General features: G+C 40.5%; 13 protein-coding genes. 9 read left to right on the top strand and 4 right to left on the bottom strand.

The window, feature by feature from the left end; all coding sequences use genetic code 11:
- Nucleotides 1-19: 19 nt before the first annotated feature.
- From ffh to purE, 5 genes are all read left to right on the top strand, one after another.
- Nucleotides 20-1360, top strand: a complete 1341-nt coding sequence (ffh, locus tag B4G94_RS03050; protein ID WP_108635904.1) for a signal recognition particle protein — start codon at nt 20-22, stop codon at nt 1358-1360.
- Nucleotides 1361-1486: 126 nt separating this feature from the next.
- Nucleotides 1487-2074, top strand: a complete 588-nt coding sequence (locus B4G94_RS03055; RefSeq protein WP_108635903.1) for an NADH-quinone oxidoreductase subunit A — start codon at nt 1487-1489, stop codon at nt 2072-2074.
- 2 nt (nt 2075-2076) lie between these two features.
- A complete protein-coding gene (locus B4G94_RS03060) occupies nt 2077-2580 on the top strand; it encodes an NADH-quinone oxidoreductase subunit B (RefSeq protein WP_104384901.1) in 504 nt (167 codons plus the stop codon).
- A gap of 32 nt (nt 2581-2612) precedes the next feature.
- Nucleotides 2613-3755 carry a 5-(carboxyamino)imidazole ribonucleotide synthase gene (locus B4G94_RS03065; protein WP_286857094.1) on the top strand — a complete coding sequence of 381 codons (1143 nt, stop codon included), beginning with the start codon at nt 2613-2615 and terminating at the stop codon, nt 3753-3755.
- Nucleotides 3756-3762: 7 nt separating this feature from the next.
- Nucleotides 3763-4272, top strand: a complete 510-nt coding sequence (gene purE / locus B4G94_RS03070) for a 5-(carboxyamino)imidazole ribonucleotide mutase (RefSeq protein ID WP_104384899.1) — start codon at nt 3763-3765, stop codon at nt 4270-4272.
- A 42-nt stretch (nt 4273-4314) separates the two neighbouring features.
- Here purE and B4G94_RS03075 read toward each other — a convergent pair whose 3' ends face one another.
- From B4G94_RS03075 to bshA, 4 genes are all read right to left on the bottom strand, one after another.
- Nucleotides 4315-5298, bottom strand: a complete 984-nt coding sequence (locus B4G94_RS03075) for a sugar phosphate isomerase/epimerase family protein (RefSeq protein ID WP_286857097.1) — start codon at nt 5296-5298, stop codon at nt 4315-4317.
- A 245-nt stretch (nt 5299-5543) separates the two neighbouring features.
- Nucleotides 5544-6107 carry a ribosome recycling factor gene (gene frr, locus B4G94_RS03080; protein ID WP_104384897.1) on the bottom strand — a complete coding sequence of 188 codons (564 nt, stop codon included), beginning with the start codon at nt 6105-6107 and terminating at the stop codon, nt 5544-5546.
- A 28-nt stretch (nt 6108-6135) separates the two neighbouring features.
- A complete protein-coding gene (pyrH, locus tag B4G94_RS03085) occupies nt 6136-6840 on the bottom strand; it encodes a UMP kinase (RefSeq protein WP_075991132.1) in 705 nt (234 codons plus the stop codon).
- 74 nt (nt 6841-6914) lie between these two features.
- Nucleotides 6915-8057 (bottom strand): N-acetyl-alpha-D-glucosaminyl L-malate synthase BshA, encoded by a 1143-nt coding sequence (gene bshA / locus B4G94_RS03090; RefSeq protein WP_108635901.1) that lies wholly within the window; start codon nt 8055-8057, stop codon nt 6915-6917.
- Between the two features lie 257 nt (nt 8058-8314).
- On the opposite strand from bshA, the gene B4G94_RS03095 reads away from it, so the two are divergent.
- The 4 genes from B4G94_RS03095 to B4G94_RS03110 all read left to right on the top strand — a co-directional run bounded on the left by B4G94_RS03095 (nt 8315) and on the right by B4G94_RS03110 (nt 12022).
- A complete protein-coding gene (locus tag B4G94_RS03095; protein WP_286857100.1) occupies nt 8315-9034 on the top strand; it encodes a DUF1003 domain-containing protein in 720 nt (239 codons plus the stop codon).
- A complete protein-coding gene (gene arfB, locus B4G94_RS03100) occupies nt 9031-9435 on the top strand; it encodes an alternative ribosome rescue aminoacyl-tRNA hydrolase ArfB (RefSeq protein ID WP_286857101.1) in 405 nt (134 codons plus the stop codon). Before B4G94_RS03095 ends, arfB begins: the two co-directional genes overlap by 4 nt.
- A 149-nt stretch (nt 9436-9584) precedes the next feature.
- Complete coding sequence (locus B4G94_RS03105) at nt 9585-9953, top strand: BlaI/MecI/CopY family transcriptional regulator (RefSeq protein WP_108635898.1); 369 nt, start codon at nt 9585-9587, stop codon at nt 9951-9953.
- Nucleotides 9954-9982: 29 nt separating this feature from the next.
- Nucleotides 9983-12022 carry an energy transducer TonB gene (locus tag B4G94_RS03110; protein ID WP_286857103.1) on the top strand — a complete coding sequence of 680 codons (2040 nt, stop codon included), beginning with the start codon at nt 9983-9985 and terminating at the stop codon, nt 12020-12022.
- Nucleotides 12023-12028: the final 6 nt, after the last annotated feature.

A 12028-nucleotide genomic window follows, 5' to 3' on the forward strand; every position in this document is an offset into this window, starting at 1 on the left:
AGAATAAGACTCAGATTTTATGTTTTCAAATCTTCAAGATAAGCTAGATAGGGCCTTTAAGGTATTAAAAGGGCAAGGCAGTATTACCGAAATCAACGTTGCTGAAACGATGAAAGAAATTCGCAAAGCATTGTTGGATGCCGACGTGAATTACAAGACTGCTAAAACTTTTACAGATGATGTTAGACAAAAAGCTTTAGGGCAGAACGTTTTAACAAGTATTTCTCCAGGTCAATTGTTGACTAAAATCATGAATGATGAGTTGACAGAATTGATGGGCGGATCTGTTACCGAGCTGGAGACTGGTAAAAATCCTACTGTTATTTTGATCGCGGGTCTGAACGGTGCCGGTAAAACAACTTTTTCCGGAAAGTTAGCCTTATACCTGAAAGATAAAAAGAACAAAAAACCATTATTGGTTGCGGGTGACGTTTATCGTCCGGCAGCGATTGATCAATTGGAGGTGCTGGCCGAGCAAGTTGGTGTACCTGTATATGTCAATAGAGAATCAACGGATCCGATTGCTATTGCGAAAGCGGGGGTTGAAGAGGCAAAACGCAATGGCCATAATGTAGTCATTATTGATACCGCTGGTCGTTTGGCGATAGATGAGCCTTTGATGGTGGAGATCACTGCGGTTAAGGAAGCAACAAAACCGGATGAGATCTTATTTGTAGTTGACTCGATGACGGGACAGGATGCTGTCAATACAGCGAAGACATTCAACGATCGCCTTGATTTTACAGGTGTTGTATTGACCAAATTGGATGGTGATACACGCGGTGGTGCTGCGCTATCCATAAAATCCGTTGTCAATAAGCCAATTAAGTTTATCGGTACCGGAGAAAAGATGGATGCATTGGATGTTTTCTACCCCGATCGTATGGCATCCCGTATTTTGGGTATGGGTGACGTGGTATCTTTGGTGGAGCGTGCACAACAACAGTTCGACGAAAAGCAAGCTGCTGAGCTTCAGAAGAAAATCCGTAAGAATAAATTTGATTTCAATGATTTCAAATCCCAGATCCAACAGATCAAAAAAATGGGTAATATGAAAGATTTGATGGGCATGATCCCTGGCGTAGGAAAGGCAATGAAAGATATTGAAGTTGATGACAATGCGTTCAAACCTATTGAAGCGATCATTGATTCGATGACTCCTTTTGAGCGTGAAAATCCGGATGTAATTGATCAAAAACGTCGCTTACGTATTGCCAAAGGTTCCGGAACAGATATTAATGAAGTAAACAAATTGTTGAAGCAATTTGGTGATATGCGAAAGGTGATGAAGCAAATGTCTAACCCGGCGATGGCCGCGAAGTTGATGCGCAATATGCCTAAAATGCCAGGAAAAATGTAATTTTAGTGTATAGTTATATAATATGGGGCATTGTACGCATACAATGCCCTATTTTTTTAATAAATAATCCGTAATTTCAAGTTCCTCGCTCGAGTAAACGAAATAATTGTTAAATTTGTAATTATTATGGATGACCCCGCGCAATTATCGGAATACGGCAAAATCCTTATCATTCTGCTGATAGGGGCGCTGTTAGTCTGTGCGACCATTTTTTTAGCACGTTTAATTTCTCCCAAAAAGAACAATCCCATTAAATCTGGCACTTACGAATGTGGTGAAGATCCTGTTGGATCCTCTTGGGTACAATTTAATCCTCGATTCTACGTCATTGCCCTGGTGTTCCTGTTGTTTGATGTGGAGCTTATTTTTATTTTTCCATGGGCAACTGTATTTGGGCAATCGGAATACATTGCCGCAGATGGTCGATGGGGCTGGTTTACCCTGATTGAAATGGCCATGTTTATCGGTATATTAATCTTGGGATTGGTTTTTGTATGGAAAAAAGGCGATCTGGAATGGGTGAAACCCAATGTATCTTTGCCTAAGGTTCCTGTAAATATTCCTCAAAGTGCTTATTCCACATTGAATAATAGTACCTATCAGGTGCGGGACTATAGGGAGCCGGCAAACGCGGCTATGGAGAATACTGTCGTACAGGAAGTAGCGGCTGCTCCAAAGATCGCTTTTAAACCTCGATTTAAAAAACCTGAGTAAGCATGAGTTTAGATAGTCAACTGCAAAATAATGGTGTCGTTGTTGCCAAATTGGATGATTTGTTAAACTGGGCGAGGCTTTCGTCCATGTGGCCCATGAGCTTTGGCATTGCCTGTTGTGCGATCGAGATGATGGGCGCGATGGCCTCGACTTATGACCTGGATCGGATGGGCGTTTTTCCAAGACCTTCGCCGAGACAGTCTGATGTCATTATAATCGCAGGTACAGTTACATTCAAAATGGCTGACCGTATAAAAAAACTATATGAGCAGATGCCCGATCCTAAATATGTGATCTCGATGGGATCCTGTTCCAATTGTGGTGGACCTTATTGGCAACACGGCTATCATGTGGTTAAGGGAGTGGATCGGATCATCCCGGTGGATGTGTATGTTCAAGGTTGTCCTCCACGGCCAGAAGCCCTTATCGGTGCATTTATTGAACTGCAAAAAAAAATAGATAAAGAAAGCTTATTAGGCGAACAACTGTTCAAGGAAAAAGCTTAGAAGATAAATTTTATAAGATTTTAAAATCAATTATGGCAAAAGATTTTTATGGCGAACTGCAATTAGGCATTCTTGGTGGTGGTCAACTCGGAAGAATGTTAATCCAGGAAGCCATTAATTACAATGTAAACGTTCATGTGTTGGACCCTGATAAGAATGCTCCTTGTCGGAAACTGTGCAATAAGTTTGAATGTGGTTCATTGAGTGATTTTGAGACGGTATATAATTTTGGGAAAGATCTGGATTTGATAACGATCGAAATTGAAAAAGTGAATGTTGATGCCCTGGAGAAACTGGAAGAGGAAGGCGTAGTCGTTTACCCACAGTCTCGTATCATTCGCCTGATCCAAGATAAGGGGTTGCAGAAACAGTTCTTTAAACAAAATGATATCCCGACCTCAGCGTTTCAATTGATATCAACAAAGGATAATTTAAAAAATCCTACCCTGAGCCTACCTTACATTCAGAAACTGCGTAAAGATGGTTATGATGGAAAAGGGGTTAAGAAAATTGTTACTGAAGCGGATATTCAGGATGCTTTCGAAGAACCGAGTTTAATAGAAGAGTGGGTAGATTTTGAAAAGGAAATCGCTGTCATTGTCGCCCGTAACGATCGGGGGGATGTCTCCACCTTTCCGATGGTAGAGATGGAATTTAATCCACAAGCTAATTTGGTTGAGTTTCTTATCGCGCCATCCTTGTATGGCGTGGAAATTCAGCAGCGTGCGGAAGCAATTGCAAAGAAAATTGCGGACGATTTGCAGATCGTGGGCTTACTTGCCGTGGAAATGTTCCTAACGAAAAACGGAGATATTTTGGTGAATGAACTGGCTCCGCGCCCGCATAATAGCGGACATCAAACGATTGAGGGCAATTATGTTTCTCAATTTGCACAACATTTAAGAGCAATATTCAATTTACCATTGGGCGATACGAGATGTCGGACAAATACCGTCATGATCAATCTTTTGGGCGAAAATGGCTACGAAGGTTTGGCAAAATATGATGGCGTAGAAGAGGTGTTGGCGATGGAGGGAGTTTATTTGCATCTGTATGGCAAGAAATATACAAAACCTTTTCGCAAGATGGGCCACGTGTGTATCATCAATGATGATCGGGATAAAGCAATCTCCAATGCAAGAAAAGTACAAGAAATATTAAAAGTTAAAGCTTAATAATACTATGTCAGTCAATAATAAGGCCCAGGTAGGCATTATCATGGGAAGTAAATCAGATCTTCCAGTTATGCAGGATGCCATTGATGTCCTAAAAGTCCTTGGAGTAGAATTTGAAGTTACCATCGTTTCGGCACACCGTACGCCACAACGTATGTTTGATTATGCGAAAGATGCGGCATCCCGCGGATTGAAGGTGATTATTGCAGGAGCTGGCGGGGCAGCACATTTACCGGGAATGGTCGCTTCAATTACACATTTACCTGTGATCGGTGTTCCTGTAAAATCCTCTAATTCTATCGATGGATGGGATTCGGTCTTATCCATCCTGCAGATGCCCAACGGAATTCCAGTGGCTACAGTTGCCTTAAATGCAGCAAAAAATGCGGGTATTTTGGCCGCTCAGATTCTAGGAACTCACGATGAGACGATCAGTAAAAATATTATTGACTTCAAGGAAGAACTGGCGCGTAAAGTGATTGAAACAGCCGTTGAAGTAGAGGATACACAATTCTAAGGAAATTTATCAAATAAAAAGGGAAGCATTTGCTTCCCTTTTTTATTTGATAAGATTTGCCTGCACATAGTCGTAGCTCTTTTTAAGACTCTCCATCTTATTTGGCATATAAATGTCGTCTTGCTCCACAAAAGCATATTTCAGCCCTGCTTTAGCCTTCTCTTTGACAATCTCGGTAAAATTGATACTTCCTGTACCAACTTCGGTATATCTGATATCTTTAAAGATCTGTTCTACCGGCAACTTGCCGTCCTTAGGCCATTCGATCGGATTGGATTTTGTACGGTCCATATCCTTCACATGCCATAGTTTAAATCTATTCGGGAATTTTTCGAATATGGATATCGGATTTTTTCCGGCTTTCTCGGCCCAGAAAAGATCAAGTTCAAAATCCACCAGATCAGGTTCTGTGAAAGCTAACATAACTTCTTCCCCCATCGTATTATTCCCCAGATCTCTAAATTCCCAGAAATGGTTGTGGTATGCAACTTTTAATCCGAGTTTCTTCGCCTCTTCCCCTGCTTTATTAAGTTGTTCTGCGGCATAGAGATAGTCGTCTTTTTTAAGTGCATTAATATCGAACATCGGTGTAACCGGTGCAATAACATATTCCTGACCGAGCTCTTTTGCCGCATCAAAGTAAATGGATAAATCTTCTTTATCTGTATGGGATTTACTGAGATATTTAGACATGTCATAATGACCCGAATAGGTTTTTAAGCCATTGCCATCCAAAATCTTTTTTAGCTCTTTATAAGGTAATTTCCAGAATTGCTTGGCGGCGGGATCAATACCATATAGCTCAACATGTTTGAAGCCAATTTTTGCAATTTGCTCCAAAGAACCTTTTGGATCTTTATCCATTAAATCCCGTATGGAATAGAGCTGTACACCTATGTTCTGCAGGGGATTGTCACTGACGGCGCCCGCTTTATTTTGACAAGATATCAAGTTGGGCATCAGATAAGCTGCCGAAAGACCTATTCCAGCTTGCTTTAAAAATTGACGGCGAGAATTGTTCATCATATAACTGATTATGTGTTAGTGTACAATGTACAATTATTTTGGTCAAATATCAATAAAACGCCGCGGAATATTTTGTGAAGGGATAATATTGAACTATCAGAAAATAAGATAGAAGCTGTTGGGAAAGTGAAGTCGAGCCTGCTGAATATTTAATGAGAGTGGAGGCCGGGATACGAATCCCATAAACGAAAGGAGGATGTTCAATCTTTTGAACATCCTCCTTTCATTTGTTTAAGCATAGCAACTTAAACAGTCATGATATCTTTTTCTTTCAGTTCAGCCAATTTATCAACTTTAACAATGTATGCATCAGTCAATTTTTGGACTTCACCTTCAGCAGTTTTGATTTCATCTTCTGAGGCGCCATCATTTTTTAGTTTTTTGATGGACTCATTTGTATCCTTACGAATATTACGGATAGCGATACGGCCTCTTTCAGTCTCTTCTTTTACTTTTTTCACCAGGTCACGTCTTCTTTCTTCAGTCAAAGGAGGGACATTTAAGCGGATTACGATACCATCATTTTGAGGATTGATGCCAAGGTTAGCATCCGTAATAGCTTTTTCAATTGCGTTGATGAGCGATTTTTCCCAAGGTTGGATGACAATTGTCCGTGCATCAGTAGTATTGATGTTGGCTACTTGCGAAAGCGGAGTAGCGCTACCATAATAATCGACTGAAATACCATCTAACATGGATGGTGAAGCTTTACCGGCGCGAATTTTTGTTAATTCAGACTCAGTGTGAGCAACTGCTTTGGACATCTTGTCTTTACAATCGTCCAATTCAATTGAAATTAGTTCGTTCATATAAGATTACGTTTTTTACAGATATTAATTATTTTACCACAGTTCCGACATGTTCACCGTTTGCAAGTTTCAATAAGTTGCCCGGCTTGTTCATGTCAAATACAATGATTGGTAATTTATTTTCTTGACAGAGGGTAAAGGCGGTCATATCCATTACGTTTAACCCTTTTTCATACACTTCCGTGAATGAGATCTCTTCAAATTTTGTTGCACTAGGATCTTTCTCCGGATCAGCGGTATAGATACCATCTACACGTGTTCCTTTTAATACAGCATCGGCGTTGATTTCAATCGCGCGTAATGACGCTGCCGTATCGGTTGTGAAATATGGGTTTCCGGTACCAGCTCCGAAAATAACAATACGTCCCTTTTCCAGGTGCCGTACCGCTCTTCTGCGAATAAACGGTTCGCAGATCTGTTCCATTTTGATTGCCGTTAGCAAACGTGTCTTTTTCCCAACTTTCTCAAGTGCATCCTGAAGTGCCATACTGTTGATGACGGTCGCAAGCATTCCCATGTAGTCTGCCTGAACACGGTCCATCCCTGATTTTTCAGCGCTTAAACCGCGGTAAATGTTACCACCGCCGATAACAATTGCGATTTCTAGACCTTGATCGTGAATTTCTTTGATATCATTAGCGTATTGTGATACACGGTTAATATCGATACCATAGCTTTGGTCACCCATTAAGGATTCACCGCTAAGTTTTAATAAGATACGTTTGTATTTCATAATTGTTTTTTTGGAAATTTTCCAAAGGTCAAAGATAAAATTTTTTTTTCAACCCTTAAGGCCAAAAATGATATTTATTGCGCTTTTGTCGTTTGATCAATCACTTCCTGGTAATATTGTTCGTATAGCGGCATGATATTAGACAATTGGAATTTTTTAGCATGATTTAACGCCGCTTCTTTAAATTTTTCCAATCGTTCTGCATCTTCTAAAATATAGATTGCATTCTTGGCCATATCATCTACATCACCCACATTACTGAGGAATCCTGTGACACCATTTTCATTGAGCTCTGGTAATCCACCCGTATTGGATGAAACTACCGGGACCTGACAGGCCATTGCTTCTAGTGCGGCCAATCCAAAACTTTCGGAACTGGAAGGCATCAGGAAAAGATCGGAAACAGATAAAATCTCTTCCACGGCATCCTGTTTGCCCAAAAAGCGAACATCTTTACACACATCCAATTCTCTGGATAATTCTTCCGCGTTGCGGCGTTCGGGCCCGTCACCTACCATTAATAGTTTGGAAGGTATGACATCATGTACTTTCTTAAATATACGAATAACGTCTTCTGTATTTTTGACTTTTCTGAAATTCGAGGTGTGGACCAGGATCCGTTCGTTGCCCGGAGCAATCGCTTTTTTGAAATGGGAGCGATCCCTATTACTGAATCTATCGAGATCGATAAAGTTGGTAATCACTTTAATATCTCTGGAGATATCAAAATATCGGAGTGTCTCATCTTTTAGATTTTGTGAAACGGCGGTTACACCGTCTGACTGATTGATCGAAAAGGTCACGACTGGGCTAAAGCTCTTATCCTTTCCAACCAGCGTAATATCTGTGCCATGAAGAGTGGTCACAACAGGGATATTAATGCCATAGGTCGTCAGCAATATTTGCTTTGCCATGAACGCAGCTGAAGCGTGGGGAATTGCATAATGCACATGGATCAGATCCAGCTTTTCAAAACGTACAACATCAACCAGTTTACTGGCCAGGGCGGATTCGTAAGGTAAAAAGTCAAAAAGTGGATATTGGGATACTGCTACTTCGTGATAGTATAGGTTTTCCGAAAAGAAATCTAGGCGTGCAGGTTGTCGGTAGGTTATAAAATGGATCTCATGTCCATTGGCCGCCAGAGCCTTTCCTAATTCCGTTGCCACAACACCACTGCCACCAAATGTGGGATAACAAACAATGCCTATTTTCATTGATATAATTTTTATTTAGTGTTCGCTTTCATTGGTACAAATGAACTCGCTGCACTCGGTTCTATTTTAAAGGTGATGAAGCGTCAGATTTACCGCCTTTTCTGTGTGCGAATAAATCCTGATGATTTCATAACTAATTTTTTGTGCTGCAAATTTCGACTATTTATGCCTAAAATAACAAAAACCAATTGCCATAGTTTTGTGAATTTTTTGATTACTTAAAAAGCATTATCTTTAAGTAGACATTTAAGCGATATATGGACAATTTTACAAGTGATATTTCAGGACAGCAATTCCCTATCGAACAGCGTATTTGGGGTGCTTCTATTCGACAACCTATTTTTAAATTGATCCGGAAGGAATACCCGGGTTTTGCGAAAGATAAGTGCATTGCTGCCTCTGAACTGACGCGGTTTAAGGAAGCCTATATTGCCGAATTTTTGAAGGATGAGTCTGGACAGCTCAGTCAATTGGATCAACAAGTGATACAGAGCTTTAAGGATAATAAAGTCATTAGTGCTGGTATAGACAGTGATGTAGGCGGCGCGACCTCGGTGGGAGAGCGTGTAGCGGATAAAGTTGCCGAATTCGGCGGGAGTTGGACATTTATTATTTCTTTCGTCGTATTTTTGCTGATCTGGATTGCGTTCAATACCTATTGGCTAAATAATAAAGGTTTTGACCCTTATCCATTTATTTTGCTTAATCTCATCTTATCTTGTGTCGCCGCGCTACAGGCACCTGTCATTATGATGAGCCAAAATAGGCAGGAGGCCAAAGACCGTGAGCGGGCACGGAATGATTATATGGTCAACCTCAAAGCTGAACTTGAAATCAGGGAACTACATGAAAAAATAGACCATCTCATTATTCGCAAAGAGCAGGAACTCGTTGAAGTGCAGCGTGACCAAGTCGAAAAATTAGGCTTTCTGCTCAAGAAGATGGAAAAAATAGAAGAAGCATTTAAAAACAAATGAATATAACAGGATTAATAGCAGAGCTGACGTTTAAATTTTCACGGTCCGGTGGGGCAGGGGGGCAACATGTCAATAAGGTATCCTCTAAAGTGACCCTACAATGGGATGTGGAACAGTCGACAGTTTTATCCGCCGAGGAAAAGGCCATTCTGACTGAAAAGCTCTCAAATCGCATAAATAAAGAAGGCATTTTGCAGCTGGAATCTGATACAGACCGCTCGCAGGTACGCAACAAGGAAATTGCCATTGATCGTTTTCTTCACCTGGTGAAGGATGCCCTTATACCCATAAAACCAAGAAAGAAAACCAAAATACCCTATTCCAGTGTGTTAAAAAGGCTAGACCGCAAGAAGCAACAGTCCCAGCTGAAAGCTTCACGCAGACGGAATTTTGAAGATTAGTCTGTTATAAAGTAGTATTTAGTTTAATTTTATTTGATTTATAGTCAGTGACTTATGTATATAACTAAAGAAATAGTTGTAAAACTATTTCTTTAGTTATATACTTGTATTGTAATCGATTACAACAGTACTGTTAATATAAAGGAGTTATGGAAGATTTTAAAGAATTGACTAAAGCAGAAGAACAGATCATGCAGGAGCTTTGGGAAATGGAACGTGGTTTTGTCAAAGATATCATTGACCGACTACCTGAACCGAAACCTGCTTACAATACAGTTTCAACGATAGTGCGTATTCTCGAAACCAAGGGTTTTGTGTCGCATGAGTCTTTTGGTAAAAGCCATCAGTATTTGCCAAAGATTTCAAAAGAGGAATATAAAAAAGGAATCACTGGTAAGTTGTTGAATAATTATTTTGATAATTCTCCCAAAAGTATGCTTTCTTATTTTCTGGAAGAGAATAAATTGGATGTCAAAGAATTAGATGATATTCTTTCGATTATCCGAAAAAACAAATAACAACAACCACCTCTTATAAACTTTTGATTATGATTTACTTATTGATTGTCAATGTTTCATTGATTATCAGCTTTGCGCTCTATAGGCTGATTTTTCGAAAACTCACCTTTTTTCAATGGAATCGGGTTTATTTGATCGGGATGATATTTTTCTCGCTCCTGGCACCCATTGGGATTTTTATTGAAATACCGAAAGCCCAGATAATCGCGTATTCCATACCGATGGTGGATCTGAGCGGCTATATGGACATTGCCATTAGCCGCCCGCAGGAGCAGCCCATTTATCTGATAGACATGATGACTTATGTCTATTGGACAGGAGTTGCGATTGCCTGTGTTTTCCTTATCGCTCGGCTGATGTGGTTATTTCGCGCTTTGCGTCACGAACAGGACTATCTAAGTTTTTCATTTTTCAATAAAATCATCATTGGCGAGTCTATTAAAGACAGTGGTAGTATCGAATTACATGAGCGTGTTCATGTCGACCAGGGCCACTCTTACGATTTGCTTTTGATGGAGCTGTTGAAAATTTTCAACTGGTTTAATCCGATTTTATATTTCTTTCAAAAGGAGTTAAAGTTCCAGCACGAATGTATAGCCGACGAAATCTGTTCGACAGATAAGGTGGCTTATGCCGAAATGTTGGTCGCTCATGCCCTGCAGACGGATCATCTTCCGCTGACGCATGAGTTTTCTAATCATTCGTTTTTAAAGAAAAGAATTATGATGTTATTTAAGAATAAATCAACACAGAAACATAAGCTTTTGTATGTAACCATTTTACCAATGCTATTGGTGGTGACGGCTTCCACCTTGGTATTTAATACAAGCCGAGCGAAGGATCTTGTCACCGATGTGGAAAGTTCCATTAACCAGCTGGAGATACCTGGATCAAAAGAATCAGTTAGGCCTGTTGAAGAGTTGATCCCGGCGAACCAAGCACCGGGAAGGCAATGGAATGCGATTGTTGAACCTTCACCAGCTGTGGCAGGAAGCAATGTTTATGCAGATGGGGGCGCCAACGCCTTGATCCAGCAGGATACAACGAACCCTCGGAAGGATGCTGTTTTTAGCGAAGTTGAAGTTGTTCCTGAACCCGTTGGTGGCATGCGGCAATTTATGATGTGGGTTAGCAACAATTACGACTATCCGAAAGCCGCATTGGAAAACGCAGTGAATGGTATTATTGAAATTTCCTTCATTGTGGAACAGGATGGGAGCTTGTCGAGTTTTGAACTCAAAAAAGATCTGGGCTATGGTACCGGTGAAGCTGCATTGAAGTTAATGAAAAGTGCAGCAAAATGGAATCCCGGCCTACAAAACGGTCGAAAAGTACGTGTAGCCTACACCTTACCTATCCGTTTAAATACAATGCAAGAGGGTAGCTCGCCGGCTAAAGCAAAAAAAGCGGTTGCTACACCAAAGCTCGGCGTTGATGGCTTAAGCAGCTGGTTTGCCCAGAATTTTAAAATGCCGCGAAAAATATCCAATAAAGACCTCGATCCCGTGATTGAAAGTTACTTTATTATTAATCCCGATGGTACAATAAAGTCTTTAAAAATCAGGACGGATCTGGACAAACAGTTTGTTGATCAAGCGACCAAATTATTGTCGCAGTCAAAATGGGAACCTGCCCTGGAGGATGGCAAACCTGTTGAATCAAAAGCTGCCTTCTACTACAAATTTGCCCCGAATGGTGGTTATGTAAAAAATTATACGCGTGTAGACGTGACATCAGAACCTATCGGAGGGATGATTGCCTTACGTGATTATGTGATGAAAAATTACGCACCAAACTCAACTGGTAAAGATGGGAATGTCGTGGTGCAATTTGTTGTCGAAAAAAATGGTCAGCTGAATAATTTTAAAGTTGTCAGCACGCCCAATGCGAAGGCTGGTGACGAGTTAGTCCGACTGTTGCGATCTGGAGCAAAATGGAAGCCCGGTATTCTCGATGGCAGCCCTGTTAGAAATCAATATGAGTTGACATTAAGGGTAATGAAAGTGAATGGTGATTTTTATGATGTTTACCGTTGGGAAGGATTAAAGATGCAGAATTTAAAATCTTAGAAGACC

Origin of the sequence: Sphingobacterium sp. UBA7625, assembly GCF_002484085.1 — a bacterium.
GTDB lineage: Bacteria > Bacteroidota > Bacteroidia > Sphingobacteriales > Sphingobacteriaceae > Sphingobacterium > Sphingobacterium athyrii.

Coding starts and splice junctions, on each gene's coding strand:
- ffh (WP_108635904.1), top strand. CDS start 20: ATGTTTTCAAATCTTCAAGATAAGCTAGATAGGGCCTTTAAGGTATTA.
- B4G94_RS03055 (WP_108635903.1), top strand. CDS start 1,487: ATGGATGACCCCGCGCAATTATCGGAATACGGCAAAATCCTTATCATT.
- B4G94_RS03060 (WP_104384901.1), top strand. CDS start 2,077: ATGAGTTTAGATAGTCAACTGCAAAATAATGGTGTCGTTGTTGCCAAA.
- B4G94_RS03065 (WP_286857094.1), top strand. CDS start 2,613: ATGGCAAAAGATTTTTATGGCGAACTGCAATTAGGCATTCTTGGTGGT.
- purE (WP_104384899.1), top strand. CDS start 3,763: ATGTCAGTCAATAATAAGGCCCAGGTAGGCATTATCATGGGAAGTAAA.
- B4G94_RS03075 (WP_286857097.1), bottom strand. CDS start 5,298: ATGATGAACAATTCTCGCCGTCAATTTTTAAAGCAAGCTGGAATAGGT.
- frr (WP_104384897.1), bottom strand. CDS start 6,107: ATGAACGAACTAATTTCAATTGAATTGGACGATTGTAAAGACAAGATG.
- pyrH (WP_075991132.1), bottom strand. CDS start 6,840: ATGAAATACAAACGTATCTTATTAAAACTTAGCGGTGAATCCTTAATG.
- bshA (WP_108635901.1), bottom strand. CDS start 8,057: ATGAAAATAGGCATTGTTTGTTATCCCACATTTGGTGGCAGTGGTGTT.
- B4G94_RS03095 (WP_286857100.1), top strand. CDS start 8,315: ATGGACAATTTTACAAGTGATATTTCAGGACAGCAATTCCCTATCGAA.
- arfB (WP_286857101.1), top strand. CDS start 9,031: ATGAATATAACAGGATTAATAGCAGAGCTGACGTTTAAATTTTCACGG.
- B4G94_RS03105 (WP_108635898.1), top strand. CDS start 9,585: ATGGAAGATTTTAAAGAATTGACTAAAGCAGAAGAACAGATCATGCAG.
- B4G94_RS03110 (WP_286857103.1), top strand. CDS start 9,983: ATGATTTACTTATTGATTGTCAATGTTTCATTGATTATCAGCTTTGCG.